Origin of the sequence: Buttiauxella warmboldiae (assembly GCF_003818135.1) — a bacterium.
GTDB classification, from domain to species: domain Bacteria; phylum Pseudomonadota; class Gammaproteobacteria; order Enterobacterales; family Enterobacteriaceae; genus Buttiauxella; species Buttiauxella warmboldiae.
This window is the reverse complement of sequence record NZ_RPOH01000053.1, coordinates 1-19,865: the sequence shown is the minus strand read 5'-3', so window position 1 is coordinate 19,865 and position 19,865 is coordinate 1. Positions and strand designations below refer to the sequence as shown.

At 53.9% G+C, this 19,865-nt stretch carries 15 protein-coding genes, 1 pseudogene and 1 riboswitch; of the genes and pseudogenes, 7 read left to right on the top strand and 9 right to left on the bottom strand.

Annotated elements, in window-relative coordinates:
- Nucleotides 1–106: 106 nt before the first annotated feature.
- Entirely contained in the window at nt 107–1,462 is a 1,356-nt protein-coding gene (trhP, locus tag EHN07_RS13020; protein WP_124024564.1) for a prephenate-dependent tRNA uridine(34) hydroxylase TrhP, read from the top strand.
- Nucleotides 1,463–1,727: 265 nt separating this feature from the next.
- The gene (gene yegS, locus EHN07_RS13015; protein WP_124024563.1) at nt 1,728–2,627 is read left to right on the top strand and encodes a lipid kinase YegS; all 900 of its coding nucleotides are present in this window, start codon (nt 1,728–1,730) and stop codon (nt 2,625–2,627) included.
- Between the two features lie 82 nt (nt 2,628–2,709).
- Here the strand turns inward: yegS and thiD are convergent, their stop codons facing one another.
- Nucleotides 2,710–3,519, bottom strand: a complete 810-nt coding sequence (thiD, locus tag EHN07_RS13010) for a bifunctional hydroxymethylpyrimidine kinase/phosphomethylpyrimidine kinase (RefSeq protein ID WP_124024562.1) — start codon at nt 3,517–3,519, stop codon at nt 2,710–2,712.
- A complete protein-coding gene (thiM, locus tag EHN07_RS13005) occupies nt 3,516–4,304 on the bottom strand; it encodes a hydroxyethylthiazole kinase (protein ID WP_124024561.1) in 789 nt (262 codons plus the stop codon). The genes thiD and thiM overlap by 4 nt, the downstream gene beginning before the upstream one ends.
- Nucleotides 4,305–4,340: 36 nt before the next feature.
- A riboswitch (TPP riboswitch) is annotated at nt 4,341–4,437 on the bottom strand.
- 422 nt (nt 4,438–4,859) lie between these two features.
- On the opposite strand from thiM, the gene EHN07_RS13000 reads away from it, so the two are divergent.
- From EHN07_RS13000 to EHN07_RS12985, 4 genes are all read left to right on the top strand, one after another.
- Nucleotides 4,860–5,771: an acetamidase/formamidase family protein gene (locus tag EHN07_RS13000; RefSeq protein WP_244202397.1), complete on the top strand. Its 912-nt coding sequence runs from the start codon at nt 4,860–4,862 to the stop codon at nt 5,769–5,771.
- Nucleotides 5,771–7,114: an APC family permease gene (locus EHN07_RS12995; protein ID WP_124024560.1), complete on the top strand. Its 1,344-nt coding sequence runs from the start codon at nt 5,771–5,773 to the stop codon at nt 7,112–7,114. Before EHN07_RS13000 ends, EHN07_RS12995 begins: the two co-directional genes overlap by 1 nt.
- Before the next feature lie 265 nt (nt 7,115–7,379).
- Complete coding sequence (locus tag EHN07_RS12990) at nt 7,380–9,809, top strand: DUF3772 domain-containing protein (protein ID WP_124024559.1); 2,430 nt, start codon at nt 7,380–7,382, stop codon at nt 9,807–9,809.
- Between the two features lie 236 nt (nt 9,810–10,045).
- The gene (locus tag EHN07_RS12985; RefSeq protein ID WP_124024558.1) at nt 10,046–10,537 is read left to right on the top strand and encodes a hypothetical protein; all 492 of its coding nucleotides are present in this window, start codon (nt 10,046–10,048) and stop codon (nt 10,535–10,537) included.
- A gap of 43 nt (nt 10,538–10,580) precedes the next feature.
- Here the strand turns inward: EHN07_RS12985 and EHN07_RS12980 are convergent, their stop codons facing one another.
- The 7 genes and pseudogenes from EHN07_RS12980 to apbC form a co-directional block, all read right to left on the bottom strand.
- Nucleotides 10,581–12,380: a carbon starvation CstA family protein gene (locus tag EHN07_RS12980; protein WP_124024557.1), complete on the bottom strand. Its 1,800-nt coding sequence runs from the start codon at nt 12,378–12,380 to the stop codon at nt 10,581–10,583.
- Nucleotides 12,381–12,557: 177 nt separating this feature from the next.
- A complete protein-coding gene (locus EHN07_RS12975) occupies nt 12,558–13,028 on the bottom strand; it encodes a YehS family protein (RefSeq protein WP_124024556.1) in 471 nt (156 codons plus the stop codon).
- Nucleotides 13,029–13,113: 85 nt separating this feature from the next.
- Nucleotides 13,114–13,382, bottom strand: a pseudogene (locus EHN07_RS12970) (Txe/YoeB family addiction module toxin).
- Entirely contained in the window at nt 13,333–13,629 is a 297-nt protein-coding gene (locus EHN07_RS12965) for a type II toxin-antitoxin system Phd/YefM family antitoxin (RefSeq protein ID WP_124024555.1), read from the bottom strand. Before EHN07_RS12965 ends, EHN07_RS12970 begins: the two are co-directional and overlap by 50 nt.
- Nucleotides 13,630–13,685: 56 nt before the next feature.
- Entirely contained in the window at nt 13,686–14,414 is a 729-nt protein-coding gene (gene btsR, locus EHN07_RS12960) for a two-component system response regulator BtsR (RefSeq protein WP_124024554.1), read from the bottom strand.
- A complete protein-coding gene (locus EHN07_RS12955; protein WP_124024553.1) occupies nt 14,408–16,096 on the bottom strand; it encodes a sensor histidine kinase in 1,689 nt (562 codons plus the stop codon). Before EHN07_RS12955 ends, btsR begins: the two co-directional genes overlap by 7 nt.
- Before the next feature lie 281 nt (nt 16,097–16,377).
- A complete protein-coding gene (apbC, locus tag EHN07_RS12950) occupies nt 16,378–17,490 on the bottom strand; it encodes an iron-sulfur cluster carrier protein ApbC (RefSeq protein WP_124024552.1) in 1,113 nt (370 codons plus the stop codon).
- Nucleotides 17,491–17,653: 163 nt separating this feature from the next.
- Between apbC and metG the strand changes: the two genes are divergently transcribed.
- A complete protein-coding gene (gene metG, locus EHN07_RS12945) occupies nt 17,654–19,687 on the top strand; it encodes a methionine--tRNA ligase (RefSeq protein ID WP_124024551.1) in 2,034 nt (677 codons plus the stop codon).
- The last annotated feature ends 178 nt before the right edge of the window (nt 19,688–19,865 follow it).

The following is a 19,865-nucleotide window of genomic DNA, read 5'->3' as shown; positions in this document are numbered from 1 at the left end:
AATAAGCGCTACAATTCCCGCCCTTAAATTGTGGGCTCCCCACACGCCTTAAAACCGCTGCAAAAAATGTGGCGGTTCTGACCTGACATCAGAACACGAGAACATCATGTTTAAACCAGAACTTCTTTCGCCCGCCGGAACGCTGAAAAATATGCGTTACGCCTTCGCCTATGGCGCCGATGCGGTGTATGCCGGGCAACCGCGTTACTCCTTACGCGTGCGCAATAACGAATTCAATCACGAAAATCTGCAGCTCGGCATCAATGAAGCCCACCAACTGGGTAAAAAATTCTATGTGGTGGTTAATATTGCCCCGCATAACGCCAAGCTGAAAACCTTTATCCGTGACCTGAAACCGGTTGTCGAGATGGGGCCGGATGCGCTGATCATGTCCGATCCCGGCCTGATTATGATGGTGCGTGAAGCGTTCCCGGAAATGGACGTTCACCTCTCCGTGCAGGCTAACGCCGTCAACTGGGCGACCGTGAAGTTCTGGAAACAGATGGGGCTGACCCGCGCGATCCTTTCCCGCGAGCTGTCGCTGGAAGAGATCGCCGAAATACGTGAACAAGTGCCGGATATGGAACTGGAAATCTTTGTGCACGGCGCGCTCTGCATGGCCTACTCTGGCCGCTGCCTGCTTTCTGGTTACATCAACAAGCGTGACCCGAACCAGGGCACCTGCACCAACGCCTGCCGCTGGGAGTACAAAGTGCAAGAAGGCAAAGAAGATGATGCCGGCAATATCGTGCATCTTCATCAGCCGATTCCGGTGCAAAACATCGAGCCGACTTTGGGCGCAGGCGCGCCAACCGACAAAGTGTTTCTGCTTGAAGAAGGCAAACGCCCCGGCGAGTACATGTCGGCGTTTGAAGATGAACACGGCACTTACATCATGAACTCCAGAGATTTACGGGCCATTGAACACGTTGAGCGTCTGACCCGAATGGGCGTGCATTCGCTAAAAATCGAAGGCCGTACGAAATCTTATTACTACTGCGCGCGCACCGCTCAGGTTTATCGCCGCGCGATTGATGACGCCGCTGCCGGTAAACCGTTTGACCCTACGCTGCTGACCACGCTGGAAGGCCTCGCCCACCGCGGCTATACCGAAGGCTTCCTGCGTCGCCATAACCATGATGCTTATCAAAACTACGAGTACAGCCACTCGGTTTCTGAAAGCCAGCAGTTTGTCGGTGAATTTACCGGCGAACGCCGTGGCGGTATGGCTGAAGTAAAAGTGAAGAATAAATTCCTGTTGGGCGACAGCCTCGAGCTAATGACGCCGCAGGGCAACGTCACTTTCACCCTCGAAGCGCTGGAAAATACCAAAGCGCAGCCGATTGAAGTGGCGCCGGGCGATGGTCATATCGTATGGATGCCCGTACCGGAAGATGTCTCGCTGGATTATGCGCTACTGATGCGCAATTTAGCCGCTCAGAACACAGGCGATACGCTCTAACTTGCTCATTTAGGTTATTTTTTCACGCCAGCAGATTTCTTAGAAACCGATCACATACCGCTGCGCTGGATGCGGTTATTATCACCGGGCTGAAAAACATAACCCATAAATGCTAGCTGTACCAGGAACCACCTCATTGGCCTGTGAAATCTCCCTTTCGCAGGCCTTCTTTTTTGCTCATCCCCCTCAGACTCAGCTTGTTGTTACCCGCAAATCCCGGACTTACGATACACTCTGAACTCCACTACATTTCCTGAGGTATGCCATGGAGCAGTTTCCGGTAACGTTCGTCATCCTGAACGGCAAAGGTGCCGATAACGATATTTTGCGCAGCGCGGTCAACGTGATGCGTGATGAAGGATACAGGTTACATATCCGCGTTACCTGGGAAAAAGGTGATGCTATTCGTTATGTGGAAGAGGCGTCGCGCATCGGGGCCGCAACCGTAGTGGCGGGCGGCGGTGACGGTACGATAAACGAAGTCGCCACCGCGCTGGCGCAGCTGGCCCCGGAGCATCGCCCGGTGCTGGGGATCCTGCCGCTTGGCACCGCCAACGATTTTGCCACCAGCATCGGCATCCCTCAGGAACTCGATAAAGCGCTACAGCTGGCGATTATCGGCAAAGGCGTAGCCATCGACCTGGTGCAGGTCAATGAAGCAGCCTGGTTTATTAATATGGCAACCGGCGGCTTTGGTACGCGAATCACTACCGAAACGCCGGAAAAGCTGAAAGCGGCGCTCGGCGGTATCGCCTATTTTGTACACGGCCTGATTCGCCTCGATACGCTTAAACCTGACCGCTGTGAAATTCGTGGCGAAGGTTTTGCGTGGCAAGGCGACGCGCTGGTGATAGGTATCGGCAATGGCCGCCAGGCGGGCGGCGGGCAGGAGCTTTGCCCGCAGGCGCTGATTAACGATGGGCTTTTAGAGCTGCGTATTTTTACCGGCGAAGAGCTGCTCCCGGCGATTTTTAAAACCCTGACGCAACCGGATGACAACCCAAATATCATTGACGGGCGCTCCTCCTGGTTTGAAATCACCGCCCCGCACGAGATTACTTTTAACCTTGACGGCGAGCCGCTGACCAGCCAGAAATTCCGCATTGATATCCACCCCAATGCGCTGAGCTGCCGCCTGCCGCCAAACTGCCCGCTGCTGGGTTAACAAGCGCGATGGCTATGCAGGCGCGTATTTACCCAGTGTGCCTTATATCCCCGTCCTTCAGGGCGGGGAGGATGTCAACTTATTACCACCACTCGTGAAAATGGTGCACCGGCCCGATACCGCTTCCCACTTGCAGGGAGTCCGCGTGCGCCAACGCCTGTGACAGCCAGCTTTTCGCAGCCAGAACAGTTTGCGGCCAGTGGTTATAGCGTGGATAAAGCGCCGCAAGCGCGGCAGATAATGTGCAGCCCGTTCCATGCGTATGGCGCGTTTGCACGCGCGGTGCGGTGAAACGTTGCGCGCCGTCGTGTGTAAACAGCCAGTCCGGGCTTTCGGCCTCATCAAGATGGCCGCCTTTTATCAGCACCGCTGCGCATCCCATAGCCAACAGTGCTTCCCCTTGCTCCTTCATTTCACGCTCATTGCGGGCATGGGGCGCATCCAGCAATGCTGCCGCTTCAGGAAGATTGGGGGTAATCAGTGCCACCTGTGGCAACAGCCGCCGACGTAAACTCTCTACGGCTGAAGGCGCAAGCAGCGGATCGCCGCTTTTCGCCAGCATCACGGTATCGAGCACCACGTTTTGTGCCTGATAAAATGCCAGCCGCTCGGCTACGGCTTCAACGATATCGGTTTGCGCCAGCATACCGATTTTAATGGTGTCGATACGGACATCGCTGAGCACCGAGTCAAGCTGGGCGGCAACAAACTCGGGTTCAATACGATAAACCGACTGCACGCCCCGCGTATTCTGAGCCACCAGCGCGGTAATCACGCTTGTGCCGTACGCCCCCAGAGCTGAAAACGTTTTAAGATCGGCTTGAATACCCGCGCCGCCACTCGGATCGGTTCCGGCAATGGTTAAGGCGTTAATACGTTTTAAGCCTTTCATGTTAAATCCTCCGCCCTGAGCCCATACAGCGCATCAAGAAAGGCAGGAGTGAAACTGCCTGGCCCACGGCATGCGGCGATAGCCAGCCCGCCGGCCGTTTTCATCAGCTGGCAGGCGGCCGCAACGCTATCTAACCGCGAACCAGGTAGAGAACAACAGGCGGCAACCACCGCAGAAAGTGCGCAACCGGTGCCAACCACACGCGTCATTAACGCGCCACCGCCGGGCACGCGCCAGGTATTTTCCCCGTCGGTGATGTAGTCTTCCTCTCCAGTAACCGCGACAATCGCGCCGCTAAGCTGCGCAAGTTTCTGCGCTGCGGGTAATGCGCAAAGCGCCTCATCGGTACTGTCTACGCCTCGTCCACCCCCTTGTTCACCCGCAAGCGCCAGGATTTCAGAGGCGTTGCCGCGGATCGCCGCAGGCTGTAGTTCAAGCGCTAAACGCGCAAATTGCGTACGGAATGTCAGGCCGCCTACGGCAACCGGATCGAGCACCCAGGGAGTAGAAGCTTTATTTGCCGCATCAATGGCGGCAAGCATCGCGCGGCGACTGTCTGCGGTAAGCGTTCCAATATTGATAAGCACGGAGCTGGCGAGGGGAGCAAATTGCGCGGCTTCTTCAGGTTCAATCACCATGGCAGGCGCAGCACCAATGGCGAGCAGAACATTGGCGGTAAAACTCTGCACCACCGCATTAGTCATGCAGTGAACCAAAGGGGAAGCGTTGCGTAATTCGTTTAAAACCGACGCGGCGCGATGGCCGGGTAGCAGGTCAGGTTGCATTTTGAAAGCTCCTGCCCGGCGTGAAGAAGGGATGTCCTGGCAGGCATCTGACTTCCCTACGCTGGCATTATCCAGATCAGGTGGTACGGGTATTTCTCAGCCTTCACGTGGAAGGGCACCCCGAGTCATTTAAATCAAAATCAAATAGTTACGATTAACATCTTGTTAATCGATGTTGTGAACAATATGCCAGCGAGGCTCCCCAGATACAAGGTTATAGTTCGCGTTACAGTTGCACTCTCTCAAAACGTCAGAAAGCTCACTGCAAATCATCTGGCGAATTTTTCAAATCACTTTATCGCTAAACATTCGCCCCAAAGTGAATAACGCCATTCGCTCTGGCGTACACCTTTGGCTACTGTCTCAGTGAAATCTGTCGTTTGCCAGAATATGCAGCCGGTATTCATGATTATGGCTGGATCATATGCGTGCTCAGAGTCCCGGTGACTTGCCTTCTAAAATAACTCCTGATAATAAGGAAGTGCACTTCTCTGCTCAGAGAAGATGACAATTATAAAAACATAAGCAACATCAACAAATAAGCAAGGTATAACAATGATTAAGATCTCTAATCAACAGGTGATTTACGCCATGTCGCGTGAAAATCCTCCTGTTGCAACGGTAAAAAGTGGTAGCGAAATCCTTTTTGAAACTTGCGACTGTTTTTCAGACCAAATCACTTCAGCGCAGACCCCTTTCAATGAGCTGGACTGGCAACGCATCAATCCCGCCAGTGGGCCGGTGTTCGTTGAAAATGCCGAGCCTGGCGATGTTTTGCAGGTAAAAATTAAACGCATTACGCCAAAAGGCGACCATGCCGTAATGGTCACCGCCCCTAATCTCGGAGTGATAGGTAATGAATTACAGCGGGCCATAGTTACGCTGGTCCCGCTGGAAAATGGCAAAGCGCTACTGCCGGGTAATGTTCAGGTGGCGCTCAAGCCGATGATTGGCGTGATTGGCGTCGCGCCTGCAGGTGAAGCCATCTCTTGTGGTACCCCTGACAGCCACGGCGGCAATATGGACTGCAAAGAAATCGCCGAAAACAGCACCTTATGGTTGCCGGTTAACGTCCCCGGGGCGCTCTTCGCGCTGGGCGATCTTCATGCTGCAATGGGCGATGGCGAAGTTTCAGTCTGCGGTCTCGAGGTCCCAGGTGAGGTGGTGGTTGAGCTTTATCTGCATAAGAACCGTAAATTGCCCCTGCCAATGCTGGAAAACGATGAGGCTATCTTTACCCTGGCTTCAGCAGTGACTTTAGATGAAGCAGCAAGCCTTGCGACACGCAATATGGCGCACTTTATTACCGATAACACCAGCCTCTCCCTCGCCGAAGCGATTAACTTACTCAGCATTGCCGGCGATCTGCAAATCTGCCAGGTTGTTGATCCGTTGAAGACCTGTCGTTACGCGTTGCCGAAGGCGGTTGCCGCCCAACTTTCCTTGTGCATTGCAGGAGAGCTCTGATGACGGTCGAACAATTTGGTTATAAGCAGGAGTTGGATCGCGCACTGACCTTTAAAGATTTGCTGGTCTACGGCATGATTTTTATGGTCCCCATCGCGCCATTCGGCGTCTTTGGCTATGTCTGGGATGGTGCACAAGGTATGGTTGCGCTGGCTTACCTTATTGGTATGGTGGCAATGTTCTTTACCGCGATGAGCTACTGGTCAATGTCGCGAGCCTTCCCGGTTTCCGGCTCTGTTTATGCTTACGCGCAACGTGGTATTCATCCGATTGTCGGCTTCTTTGCCGGCTGGCTGATTTTGCTCGATTACATCCTGGTGCCTTCGTTGCTCTATATCGTCAGTGCGGCAGCATTAGCGCCAATGTTGCCAGGCGTGCCGGGTTGGGTGTGGCTCACCGGTTTTATCACCATCAACAGCTTGATTAACCTGCGGGGCATCAGCTTTACGGCAAAAGCGAACAACACCATCCTGCTGGCGGAAATCGTGGTCCTGACGGTGTTTGTAGTGCTGGGGTTGATTGCGCTTTACTCCGGTGAAGGTGCCGGTGAGCTAACGCTCACGCCGCTGTACAACGCCGATAAGTTTAGCCTGCCATTGGTCATGGGAGCGGTGTCGATTGCGGTGCTCTCTTTCCTCGGATTCGATGGTATCTCAACGCTCTCCGAAGAGACCAAAGGTGGAGTGGATACCGTTGGTAAAGCTTCACTTGGGGCATTGCTGCTGGTCGGTACGCTGTTTATCCTGCAAACCTGGATTGCTGCCGACCTCGCCCAGGGAATGACCTTCACAAGTCTGGATGCGGCGTTTTATGACACGGCAAACCTTGCCGGTGGCAACTGGCTGAAGTATGTCACTATGTGGTCAACAGTGATCTCGTGGGGCATTGCCAATGCTCTGGTGGCGCAGGCTGCGGTATCACGCATTTTGTTCGCCATGGCGCGTGACAAACAGTTGCCGAAGCTGCTGGCGAAAGTGCATCCGCGTTTAAAAACGCCTTATGTCAGCACGCTCGCTGTGGCCGCGATTTCCCTGTTATCCGGACTCTACTTCAACGGTGATATTGATACCCTGAGCCGGCTGGTGAACTTCGGTGCGCTGATGGGGTTCCTGGTGCTGCATATCGCGGTTATCAATCACTACTGCATCCGGCAGAAGTCCCGTAACTTTATCCTGCATTTGCTGTTCCCACTGATTGGTTTATGCATTATCTCCTTTGTTATCTATGAGATGGATTGGCAGGCAAAAGCACTGGGGCTGAGCTGGCTGGCGGTAGGCGTGGTCTACTTTATCGTGCTGCGAGTCATGCTCAAACGAGATGTAATTCTGCATACGCAGGGATAACTTCGCCCTCCGGTCAGGAGACCGGGAAGATCGCAGCGACATGGTAAAAATATCCTCCGGCTATGCCGGAGGTTTTTCATGTATGCCTGTAAGCTTTAGTTACCTGCCGAGTCCTGGCAGATTGCCAGCGCCAGGCCTCAACCCGCGTTAGAAACATTTAAGTAACATAAACAGACTAACCCTGGTTGGTTTCCGGCGAATTACAGGTATCCTTAGCCGATTGTCTGCAACGTCTCTTTTTTCGCTATCCCGGAAATCTCTTTCTATGCGTACGCTACGTAAAACTCTACGAATGCCGCTGCTGCTGGCGTTATTATCCTGCCTGATGATGACTCCATTGCTCTCGCAGGCGGATGAATCCACGGGGCAATCGGCCAGCGAAGAACCTGTTAAGGTCAATGCCAGCACCGCCATACCCGCGCTGCAGAAGCGGCTGGATTCACTTAAACAGCGAGTTTCCACCGCCAAAAGCGATAAGCAATTCACCATCCTGAATGACGATTCGCAAAAACTGGTGGCGGAAGCCGACACACTTGCCGTGGCGCTGGCTCCGCAACTCGCCCAGCTTCAGGCGCAGCTGGACGTGCTCGGCCCTGCCCCGGCGCCTGGCGCGCTGGCAGAAACGCCGCAGGTTATCAGCCAGCGCAAGCAGCTCAATAACAGTAAAACCTTGCTCACCACGCAGATTGAGCAAACCAAAGCTATTGCCGTAGGAGCGCAAAACCTTTCGGCACAGATTTCTGGCCTGCGGCGTGATGCGCTGAAAACCCAGATTGCCCTGAATACCGGCAGTATTCTCGGCAAGAAATTCTGGTCGCCAGTCATAGAACCCAGTGATAAAGACGCCGCTCGGTTTGGTGATTTTGGCACACAAGTTGGCGAGGCATGGGATCAAGCGTGGAGCGAAGAATGGCGCCTGGGCACCGGCATCTATTTGCTGTTAGCTCTGGGAATCGGGCTGTTTGGCCGCAGAGGCCTTGATAGCCCAATGAACTGGGTTTTACCCCGCTGGCTGCCGCAAGGGCGTTTTCGCCGCAGTTTCCTTGCCTGCTTCACCACGTTAAGCACCACGCTGACGCTGGGTATCAGTATGCAGCTGCTGTGCTATATTTTCACGCGCCTGCCCGAAACCTCGCAATGGATCAATGAATTCGCCGAACAGCTGGTTGAGCTGACCTATTTCTCGGCGCTGATCGCCGGGCTTGGTATCGCGCTGTTATCAAACAGGCACCCCTCCTGGCGCCTGCCGGGCATTGCCGATCCGCTGGCGAAGACGCTCTCTTCATTCCCGATTTTGCTGGCAACCTTCATCTTTATCTTCGGCATTATCGAGCAGCTAAACGCGCTGGTTGGCGCCAGTATTGACGCCACGTTATTTGGCAACGGTCTTTCGGCTCTGCTGGTGGCGCTGAACTGCCTGATTGCACCGATTCGCGTTAACCGCCTGCGCCGACAAATGCGCGCCGAAGGCGAGCAGACCGAGGCTCGCTCAACGGTGGCAGGGCTTATCCATCTGCTTATCAGCCTCACCGCGTTCGTTATCCTGCTGGCGTTGCTGATTGGCTATATTCCATTAGCCCGTTTCGTCACCTTCGAACTGCTGTGGATTGGCCTGGTGATTTGTAGCCTGTATCTGCTGATTCACTTCGTGGTAGATCTGTGTGAAACCGTCTTCTCCCCCTCAACGCACAGCGGGAAAATCCTTAAAAGCACGCTCAGCCTGAACGATCGCCATCTGTCGCTTGCGGCGACGCTGTTCTCCGCGCTGGGTAAAACTTCGCTGCTGGTGATGGCGGCCGTCGCCTTACTTAACGGCACCTTCGGCACCACGACGCCAATGGAGTTGCTGGCCAGGATCGCCGATATGTGGGGCGGGAAAGGGCTGGAAGGGATGAATATTATCCCGGCTCATGCGCTCAATGCGGTGCTGTGCCTGGTGGTAGGCTGGTACGTGCTGCGCTCTACGCGCCGCTGGCTGGATAACGATTTCCTGCCAAAAACCAATATGGATCGCGGGCTGCGCGCCTCGCTGGTGACGCTGTTTACCAACGTCGGCTACGTGTTGATTATCATGCTGACGCTGTCGATGCTGGGCATTGAGTGGAACAAGCTGGCATGGATAGTCAGCGCCCTGTCGGTGGGGATTGGTTTTGGCCTACAGGAGATTGTGAAAAACTTTATCTCCGGCCTGATTCTGCTCACCGAGCGCCCGGTAAAAGTGGGCGATCTGGTCAGTATCAGCGGCGTGGAAGGCGATATCCGCCGCATCAACGTCCGTGCCACCGAGATTCAGCTGGGAGACAAATCCACGGTAATCGTGCCCAATTCGCAGCTTATTTCCCAGAACGTGCGTAATGCGACCATGGGCAATGCGCAGGGCGTGGCGACAATTACGCTCACCTTCCCGCTGGATATCGACCCGGAACAGGTACGCAATTTGCTGCTCGAAGCCTATCAGCTGCATGAGTCGATTCTGGAAAATCCGGAGCCCTCGGTCAGCTTTAAGGAACTGGGGCCTACCGGAATTGTGCTGAGCGTCACCGGCTATGTGAATAGCCCGCGCGTGGTTAGCTCAACGCGCAGCGATCTGCTGTATGAAATTCTCAAAATGCTGCGCGCTGAGGAAATCAGCCTCAGTCAGACGCAGACGATGGTTCTTGAACAGCCAGGGGATAAAACTGCGGCCAAAGAGTAAACCCAGGGCCACAACCTGTCGCAGCGGGTAGCGGCCTGCTAAATCGCACAAGCTGCCGCAGCCCGTTCGCACAGATAATGATTAGGAATAATTACCCCGACACATAGTCACCAATTTGATATAAATCAATATCAGCATCGGCGTCCGGCAGCATTATCTCGCCACAAAAATACTTTCCACCTCTTAAACTTTACCGTCAGGTAATAATTAAGAAGTTTTAACTGATAAGTGAGTTAATGATGAGCAAATTTAAGCTAGTTATTGCCGCGCTGGTAGGCGGTCTGGTTTTATCTCCGGCAGCTATGGCGCTGGATTTATCCAACGGTAGCTGGAAAGACGCAGGCAACCAGGTGAAAGTGGTAGTGAAGCAAAACGCGGTCACCATCAATGGCAAAAAAGCCACCCAAACCATTAACAACCCTGATTTCGCAGAGTGGAAAGGCGCAGGCTACACCCTGAGTTTTACCCGTATTGATAATGAAACAACGGGCGAATGGTCCGCGTCACATAAACACGGCGCGTTACAGCAGGTCAGTAGCACGGCCAGCACCAGCGCAAAAAAACTGCAGAAAAAAGATCTGCTGAACTTAACCACCAGCCAGGTAGAAGCCAAACTTAAAGCTGCAGGCTGGGAAGAAGTGTATCCATATACTGAATACACGCTTAACGGCCAGCGCGTGAAGATTCAGTATCGTGCCGACCACGCAAATTCTGTTATTTTCCAGTAATAGAAAACCGGTCACGGAAGACCGGCTTTGCGTATTTAGCCCATTAAGACAACAATTCAATCGGCTCGTCATTCCCACGAGCGCGCCACAGCACGAACCAGCGTTGAATCGACGCCACCATAATCACCAGCCCCAGCGCCACCATCACAATTGAGATAGTCCCGTTAAAGATGTTGAAGCCTTTGGCCGCGCTGTTGAAGTAGACGTTTTTCACCATCCAGTAAGCGGCATAGTTGACCGTGACGTACAGATAAGAGAGCGGCACCAGACAGGTCAGCACGTACCAGCGTTTTTCTGACATGCGCAGAATAATCGTCGCGCCAATCATCAGACCAATCGATGCCATCAGCTGATTTGAGACGCCAAACAGCGCCCACACTGAGTTGATATCGCCAGAGTTCAGCAGGTAGCCCCACAGCAGGCAGGCCACGATACTGCAACCAATCGCGCCAGGCATCCAGTTGGTGCGCTTGAGCGGCGGCCAGATATCACCGAGGAAATCTTGCAGCAGGTAACGTGCAACCCGCGTTCCTGAGTCTACCGCCGTCAGGATAAACACCGCTTCAAACATCACCACAAACTGGAAGAAATAAGAGGCAAGGTGGCTGAACCATGGAATACGCGTGAAGATATCAGCCATGCCGACTGCGAGCGTCACCGCCCCGCCTGTACGCCCGTATAAATCCAGGCCGATAGACTCGCTCAGCTGCGGCAGGTTTACTACGCTCATGCCGAGACCGGCAAACACCTCGGGCGAAGAGTTAATGGCAAAGTAATCCGCAGGATGCAACGAGGTCGCGGCAATCAATGCCATCACGCCAACCACACACTCCGCCAGCATGGCGCCGAAGGCAACCGGCAAAATATCATTCCATTTATCGATCTGCTTAGGCGTGGTGCCGGAGCCGATAAACGCGTGGAAACCAGAAATCGCGCCACAGGCGATGGTGATAGAGATAAACGGCCAGACCGGGCCTGCCAGTACCGGGCCATTGCCGTGAATAAACTGCGTCACCGCCGGGAACTGGATTTCCGGGTTAATAAACACCACGCCGATAACCAGCGCGCCAAACACGCCGATTTTCATAAAGCTGGAAAGATAGCCGCGCGGCGTCAACAGCATCCACACCGGCAAGGCGGTGGCAAAGAAGGCATAAAATGGCAGCACCAGACTTACCGTTGAGGCCCGCAGGCTCAGCCATTCACCGAAAGAGGACTCCTGAATATACGGCCCGATGATGACGCAGGCGAAGATAACGATAATCCCAACCCAGGTCGCGCCGCGCATACTGCCGGTATAACGCTCCCAGAGGCCTACGCAAATCGCCACCGGAATGGTCATAAACACCGCAAAGGTGCCCCACGGGTTACGTTCCAGCGCGTGCACCACCACCATCGATAGGCCCGCCATGGTAATGGTGATGATAAACAGCATCGCCAGGCCAGTACACCAGCCCGCCACCGGACCAAGTTCCGCTTTTGCCACTTCTGAGAGCGACTTACCCCGGTGCTTCATCGAGGCGAACAGCACCACGGTATCGTGTACCGCCCCGCCCACCACGCAGCCGATCAGCAGCCATAAGAAACTCGGCAGATAACCATACTGCGCGGCCAGAACCGGGCCCACTAACGGGCCTGCTGCGGCAATGGCGGCAAAGTGGCTGCCGAAGTTAACCCATTTTTTCGTCGGGACGTAGTCTTTGCCGTCCTCAAGAATATGTGACGGTGTGATTTCTGAGTCATCCGCATTCAGAACTTTACGGACGAAAAACACCCCGTAAAGACGATAGCAGATAGTCAGAATACACAAGGTCGCGATAACAAAAGTTAGTGCGTGTTGCATAACCCACTCCAGGCCAAAGGTAAAAAGTTCAGCGCTATGCTGGCATGGGGTGAGAGTGCAATAAGCGGGAGTTTTAGTGAGTGGTCAAATCGCGAGATAAGCGGTCAGAAATGGGGAGTGAGCGGTTTGAATGGAAAGTTGGCGGGTAATGCTTCGGCTACCCGCCCAACAAAAGCCTTACTTCTTCGCGACGTGTACGCGAGAAGTTAAACCACGCAGGAAGTAGCGCAGGAACTGGTCGCCACATTCGCGGAAATTCTTGTTTTCAGGGGCACGCATCATCGCGGTGATTTCCGGCATTGAGATACGGAATTCCTGGCTGGTTAAAATTTCCAGCACGTCGTCAGTTTTCAAATCAAACGCAATACGCAGTTTTTTCAGGATGATGTTATTAGTCATCTTGCGTTCAATTTTTGGTGCAGGCTTGCTTTCGTCTTTGCCGCGCTTGAAGTAAATCAAGCCGTTAAGGAAGTTTGCCATCAGAATATCCGGGCAAAGCTTGAAGTTTTCTTCCTCTTCTTTTTTGGTCCAGCTGACAATTTGCTCGGCGGTCACGGCGGTGTCGGTCAGGGCGAAGATTTTCACCATATCGTCATTGCCCAAGTTCAGCATGTAGCGCACGCTGCGTAATACGTCGTTATTCATCATAGTGGTGTTTCTCTCGTTCTAAATCTTGAAAGCGGGTGTATTTTGCAAGCGTGGAGTATATAGCGTTCTGCACCCGCGCGCAGATTTAGTAATGAAGTCGGCACTGAAAAATGGTCAGGTATTCGTCGCTCACGCTATAGACCACGCGATCGGCGTCATTGATGCGCCGGGACCACAAACCGCTCAGGTTTTCACGCAGCGGTTCAGGCTTTCTCAGCCCTTCAAAAGGGTTTCGACGGGCGTCTTCGATAAGTTTGTTAATCCGCTTTAAGGTTTTTTATCCGGTATCTGCCACCAGAGATAATCATCCCAGGCGTGGTCGGTCCATGCCAGCAACCTGGTCGTCGTCTTCATCGATAATCTCTCTGCGTGAGATTTTGCCTGCCTGTGCCTGCGCAATAGATTCCATCAGGCGTATCGCATTCGCTGGGGAACCGAGTAAATGAACGGTTTCCATCAATGAATTGTAGTAATCCAGTGACATCACCAGCGCATCTTCAGCATCCCGACGCGTAATAACCGTAATGTCGGCATTATCAACAACCTCATCCAGAACGGTTTTAAGCCGATTACGGGCTTCAGAAAATGTAATAACCTGCATGGCCACCCCACTTGTGCAATTTATGGTACAAGTACAAGTCAGTATCGGTAGAAAAACTACACCGCTTTCAGCCCCAGCGCCTCTTTCAGGCTTTTAAGATAGCGGCGACTCACCGGAACGGATTGCCCGTCGCGCAGCATTAACTCAGCCTGGCCGCCGTCCTCAAAACGGATCTCTTTGAGATGTGCCATGTTAACCAGATATTGCCGATGGCAGCGTATCAGCGGCGTGCGGCTTTCGAGCGTTCGCAGCGTGAGTTCGGTAAAACCTTCGCTCCCCTGCGCGTTGGTGACGTAAACCCCGCTCATGCGGCTGCTGGCGAACATCACCTCTTCCATTTGCAGCAAATAGATGCGGCTTTGCCCGGTACAGGGAATAAATTTGAGCGCTTCCTGGTTTGGCGCAAGCAGCGTCATGTCCTGTTCGGCGCGCTCATGGCGCAGGCGATGGAGCGTTTTTTCCAGCCGTAGGCTATCTATTGGCTTGAGTAAATAGTCGAAGGCGTGCTCTTCAAACGCCTGCACCGCGTATTCGTCAAAGGCGGTGAGAAACACGATATACGGGCGCTGTTGCGGATCCAGCATGCTCGCCATTTCCAGCCCGCTAATGCGTGGCATCTGGATATCCAGAAACACCACGTCCGGGTGCAACCGGTGCACTGCGCCAATTGCTTCGACCGCATTACCGCACTCCCCGACAATCTCGAGATCGGCCTCGTTTTGCAGCATAACCCGCAGATTCTCACGCGCCAGCGGTTCATCATCGACAATCAGCACTTTTAACACGGGGTCTCCTCCAGAGGTAAACGTAGGGTGATGCGGGTAAATCGGTCTGGCTCAAAATCCACTTTGATGCCGCACTCGTCGCCGTAACGGGCGCGCAGGCGTTTATCTACCAGGCTCATGCCCAGCCCGCTGGCCGATGGATTTTCCTGATAAAGACCGGCGTTGTCTTCAACAGACAGCTGCAAATGTTCCCCCAGCAGACAGGCGCTTACCCTGATTTCGCCCACGCCAAGCAGCTGAGAAGTGCCATGCTTAATGGCATTTTCGACGATCGGCTGCAATGAGAACGCCGGTAAACGCACCTGCGCCAACGCCTGCGGGACATTCAGCTGCACACGCAAACGCGATTGAAACCGTGCCTGCTCGATTTGCAGATACGCATTCACATGTTCAATCTCATCGGCCAGGGTCACAATCTCGCTTGGGCGCTTTAAGTTTTTGCGAAAGAAGGTTGAGAGATATTGCACCAGCTGGCACGCCTGTTCGTTATCACGGCGGATCACTGCCACCAGCGTATTGAGCGCGTTAAACAAGAAATGCGGGTTTACCTGGGCATGCAGCAGCTTGATTTCTGACTGCGTCAGCATCTGCTTTTGCCGTTCATACTGCCCGGCAAGGATCTGTGCCGATAACAGTTGCGCAATCCCTTCGCCCAGCGTGCGGTTAATGGAGCTGAACAGGCGGTTTTTCGCTTCGTACAGTTTGATAGTGCCAATCACGCGGCTATTTTCGCCGTACAAGGGGATCACCAGCGTCGAGCCTAATTTGCAGTTGTGATGCAGCGAGCAGCGGTACGGTATTTCGTTACCATCGGCATACACCACTTCACCACGCTCAATCGCCTGCCAGGTGTAATCGGATGCAATCGGGCTGCCCGGCAGATGGTGATCGGCACCAATACCGGTAAACGCCAGTAGCTTTTCGTGGTCCGTAATCGCCACGGCCCCGATATCCAGCTCCTGATGCAGCACCTGCGCCACCTTCATGCTGTTTTCCTGGTTAAATCCCTGGCGCAAAATCCCTTCAGTCGAGGCCGCCACTTTTAGCGCAGTGGCCGAAAATGCCGAGGTGTATTTCTCAAGCATTGCGCGCTTATCGAGCAGAATTCGCATAAACAGCGCGGCACCGACGGTATTGGTCACCATCATCGGCGCGGCAATACTTTTTACCAGACTCAGCGCATCGCTAAACGGGCGCGCAATCAGCAGAATAATCCCCATCTGGAAGAATTCGGCCAGCAGCGTAATCCCGCCTGCGGTCAGCGGGTTAAACAGCAAATCGCTGCGCCCGCGGCGAATCAGAAAACGGTGTAATAGCCCGCCCAATAAGCCTTCGACAATGGTCGAAACCATGCAACTGAGTGCGGTCATGCCGCCCATGGAATAGCGATGCAAACCGCCGGTCAGCCCCACCAGCCCGCCGACTAACGGCCCACCGAGCAAACCGCCCATCACCGCGCCTATCGCGCGCGTGTTGGCGATAGAGTCGTCAATATGCAGGCCAAAATAGGTGCCCATAATGCAGAAGATAGAAAACGTGACGTAGCAGAGTAATTTGTGCGGTAAACGTACCGTGACCTGCATCAGCGGGATAAACAGCCGCGTTTTACTCATCAACCAGGCGATAACCAGGTAGACGCACATCTGCTGGAGCAGCAGTAATACCAGGTTAAATTCGTACATTGCGCCCGCCGTTAAGGATTAATGGGCGCGTAACATACACTGACAAGCCTTAACTTTCTTTGAAGGGATTCAATAATTTTTGCTTTGGTATCAAGATCCAGCCAATGTTGGCAGTGATTTGCCGGTGATTGACTGGCCGGGAACAAGTTCGTCGCGTTAAGCCTGAGAAAAGCGTTAGCGCTAGTGTTGCTGACGATTTCCCACCGCAGAAACAGCTCCCCCAGAAGAGGGAACCGTCTGGTTTGCTGCTTCTCCTTCAGGGAGAGCAGCTGTGTTTTAAATCAAAGCGCTCTGAACGCGATATCCGCAGGGATCACTTCACCGCCCCAGTAAAGCTGTGCGGCTACGCTGCCCGCTAGCTCGCGATACATCGCAGTAAATTCGCTTTCCGGGCGGCTCATTACCGTTGGCTTACCGGCATCGAGGTCTTCGCGCAGCGTAATGTGCAGAGGCATCTGCCCCAGCAGTTTGGTGTGATACTGATCCGCCAGTTTCTGCGCGCCGCCGGTGCCGAAAATAGCCTCGTGATGGCCGCAGTTACTGCAAATATGCATACTCATGTTTTCCACGATCCCCAGCACTGGCACATCGACTTTCTCAAACATGACGATACCTTTGCGGGCATCAATCAGCGCTATATCCTGCGGCGTAGTCACCACCACCGCGCCCGTCACTGGAATATTTTGCGCAAGGGTAAGTTGGATATCACCGGTGCCCGGCGGCATATCCAGCACCAGATAATCGAGATCCGGCCAGAGAGTTTCCTGCAGCATCTGCATCAGCGCTTTGCTGGCCATCGGGCCGCGCCATACCATCGCATTTTCATCGGTTACCAGATATCCAATAGAATTGGTCGCCAGACCGTGCGCCATGATTGGCGTCATATGCGTGCCGTCGGGAGACGTTGGGCGTTCGTGTTCCGCACCCAGCATCGTTGGGATCGACGGGCCATAAATATCCGCATCCAGAATCCCGACTTTCGCCCCTTCGGCAATTAGCGCCAGCGCCAGGTTTACCGCGGTGCTTGATTTACCCACACCGCCTTTACCTGAAGTCACCGCAATAATGTTCTTCACCCCGTTAATGCCAGGGTGGTTTTTCACACGTTTTAAGGTGGCGATATTGTGGCTGAGCTTCCAGTCCACCGCTTTCGCCCCGGTAATGCGCAGCAAATCAGAACTGCACTGCTCCTGCAGCGCTTCAAAACCGCTGCGCCAGACGAACGGCATCAGCAGTTCGACATGCAGCGTTTCATCCAGCATCGCGACATGATGCAGGGCCTTTAACGCGGTCAGATTATGTTTAAGCGTGGGGTGCTGAAAATTAGCCAGCGTCCCGGCGACCATCGCGCGCAGCTGCTCGGGGGAACGATTTGACGGGGATTGCGAATTCATCCCGGCTCCTTATGTTTTTTGGTCAGACATTGCAGTTTGTTAAGCATACCAGATGCCGCCTGGCGCGATAAAATTTCCTTGTTTGCCATGTGTGGTTTACCGCGAGGCGGGCTTTCGGTTAACATCAAAGCCCTTTTCTCTTTAAGAAGATGCAATTTCTACTATGGCTCACACCGCGAAAAAATTATTGGTAACGTGCGCTCTGCCGTACGCTAACGGCTCAATCCACCTCGGTCATATGCTGGAGCACATTCAGGCTGATGTCTGGGTCCGTTACCAACGAATGCGCGGCAACATGGTTAACTTCATCTGCGCAGACGATGCACACGGTACCCCTATCATGCTGAAAGCACAGCAGTTAGGCATTACGCCCGAGCAGATGATTGCCGAAATGAGCCAGGAGCATCAGACTGATTTTGCTGGTTTTAACATCAGCTATGATAACTATCACTCCACGCACAGCGATGAAAACCGCGAGCTGGCGTCGCTGATTTATGGTCGTCTGAAAGAGAACGGTTTTATTAAAAACCGCACCATTTCCCAGCTGTTCGACCCGGAAAAAGGCATGTTCCTGCCGGACCGTTTCGTGAAAGGCACCTGCCCGAAATGTAAAGCGCCGGACCAATACGGCGATAACTGCGAAGTGTGTAGCGCAACCTACAGCCCAACCGAGCTGATTAACCCGCAGTCCGTGGTTTCTGGCGCAACGCCGGTGATGCGTGATTCCGAGCACTTCTTCTTTGATTTGCCGTCATTTAGCGAAATGCTGCAGGCCTGGACTCGTTCTGGCGCGCTGCAAGAGCAAGTGGCGAACAAAATGCAGGAGTGGTTTGAATCTGGCCTGCAACAGTGGGATATCTCCCGCGATGCGCCTTATTTCGGCTTCGAAATTCCCGATGCGCCGGGCAAATATTTCTACGTCTGGCTGGACGCGCCAATTGGCTACATGGGTTCATTCAAAAACCTGTGCGACAAACGCGGCGACACCACAAGCTTTGACGAATACTGGAAGCAAGATTCCACCGCCGAGCTGTACCACTTCATCGGTAAAGATATCGTTTACTTCCACAGCCTGTTCTGGCCTGCCATGCTCGAAGGCAGCGGTTTCCGCAAGCCAACCAACCTGTTCGTTCATGGCTACGTGACGGTAAACGGCGCGAAGATGTCTAAATCTCGCGGCACGTTCATTAAAGCCAGCACCTGGTTGAACCATTTCGACGCCGACAGCCTGCGTTACTACTACACCGCGAAACTCTCTTCACGTATCGACGATATCGACCTGAACCTGGAAGACTTCGTGCAGCGCGTGAACAGCGATATCGTCAACAAAGTGGTTAACCTGGCATCGCGTAACGCAGGCTTTATTGCCAAACGTTTTGACGGCCAGCTGTCTGCTGAAATTGCCGACCCGGCGCTGTACAAAACCTTTACCGATGCGGCGCAGACAATTGGCGAGGCGTGGGAAAGCCGTGAGTTCGGCCGCGCGGTGCGTGAAATCATGGCCCTTGCCGATGTGGCAAACCGCTATGTCGACGAGCAGGCGCCGTGGGTTGTCGCTAAGCAGGAAGGCCGTGACGCCGACCTGCAAAGCATCTGCACCATGGGCATCAATATGTTCCGCGTGCTGATGACCTGGCTGAAACCGGTGCTGCCTACGCTGGCTGAACGTGCTGAAGCGTTCCTGAACGCTGAACTGACATGGGATGCTATCCAGCAGCCGCTGCTCAGCCATAAAGTCAATACTTTCAAAGCGCTGTATAACCGCATTGAGATGAAACAGGTTGAAGCGCTGGTGGAAGCCTCAAAAGAAGAAGTGAAAGCGGCTGCCGCTCCGGCCACCGGCCCGCTGGCGGATGACCCGATTGCTGAAACCATTGCGTTTGATGATTTCGCGAAGGTGGATCTGCGCGTTGCGCTGATCGAGAAAGCGGAATTTGTTGAAGGCTCTGACAAGCTGCTGCGCCTGACGCTGGATCTTGGCGGTGAGAAACGCAACGTCTTCTCCGGTATCCGCTCCGCTTATCCCGATCCGGCAGCGCTGGAAGGCCGCCTGACGATTATGGTGGCAAACCTGGCGCCGCGTAAAATGCGCTTCGGCATCTCGGAAGGGATGGTGATGGCCGCAGGCCCCGGCGGGAAAGATATCTTCCTGTTAAGCCCGGATAGCGGCGCGCAAGCGGGTATGGCTGTTAAGTAAACCTGCGTTTGCGGTATAAACTACCCCGGCATGCCGGGGTAGTTTTTTGGAGTCAGAGCGCCCTCACCCCGGTCCTCTCCCTCGGGGAGAGAGGGAAAACAAATGTTCCCCCCTCTAGACTGTCTCGCGTCAGCAACGCTAACGGTAATGCGTTTCTCAGGCTTAACGCGACGCCCTT

What these genes read in the sequence shown, in the direction of transcription:
- trhP (WP_124024564.1), top strand. Translation starts at nt 107, where the DNA reads ATGTTTAAACCAGAACTTCTTTCGCCCGCCGGAACGCTGAAAAATATG.
- yegS (WP_124024563.1), top strand. Translation starts at nt 1,728, where the DNA reads ATGGAGCAGTTTCCGGTAACGTTCGTCATCCTGAACGGCAAAGGTGCC.
- thiD (WP_124024562.1), bottom strand. Translation starts at nt 3,519, where the DNA reads ATGAAAGGCTTAAAACGTATTAACGCCTTAACCATTGCCGGAACCGAT.
- thiM (WP_124024561.1), bottom strand. Translation starts at nt 4,304, where the DNA reads ATGCAACCTGACCTGCTACCCGGCCATCGCGCCGCGTCGGTTTTAAAC.
- EHN07_RS13000 (WP_244202397.1), top strand. Translation starts at nt 4,860, where the DNA reads ATGATTAAGATCTCTAATCAACAGGTGATTTACGCCATGTCGCGTGAA.
- EHN07_RS12995 (WP_124024560.1), top strand. Translation starts at nt 5,771, where the DNA reads ATGACGGTCGAACAATTTGGTTATAAGCAGGAGTTGGATCGCGCACTG.
- EHN07_RS12990 (WP_124024559.1), top strand. Translation starts at nt 7,380, where the DNA reads ATGCGTACGCTACGTAAAACTCTACGAATGCCGCTGCTGCTGGCGTTA.
- EHN07_RS12985 (WP_124024558.1), top strand. Translation starts at nt 10,046, where the DNA reads ATGATGAGCAAATTTAAGCTAGTTATTGCCGCGCTGGTAGGCGGTCTG.
- EHN07_RS12980 (WP_124024557.1), bottom strand. Translation starts at nt 12,380, where the DNA reads ATGCAACACGCACTAACTTTTGTTATCGCGACCTTGTGTATTCTGACT.
- EHN07_RS12975 (WP_124024556.1), bottom strand. Translation starts at nt 13,028, where the DNA reads ATGATGAATAACGACGTATTACGCAGCGTGCGCTACATGCTGAACTTG.
- EHN07_RS12965 (WP_124024555.1), bottom strand. Translation starts at nt 13,629, where the DNA reads ATGCAGGTTATTACATTTTCTGAAGCCCGTAATCGGCTTAAAACCGTT.
- EHN07_RS12955 (WP_124024553.1), bottom strand. Translation starts at nt 16,096, where the DNA reads ATGTACGAATTTAACCTGGTATTACTGCTGCTCCAGCAGATGTGCGTC.
- apbC (WP_124024552.1), bottom strand. Translation starts at nt 17,490, where the DNA reads ATGAATTCGCAATCCCCGTCAAATCGTTCCCCCGAGCAGCTGCGCGCG.
- metG (WP_124024551.1), top strand. Translation starts at nt 17,654, where the DNA reads ATGGCTCACACCGCGAAAAAATTATTGGTAACGTGCGCTCTGCCGTAC.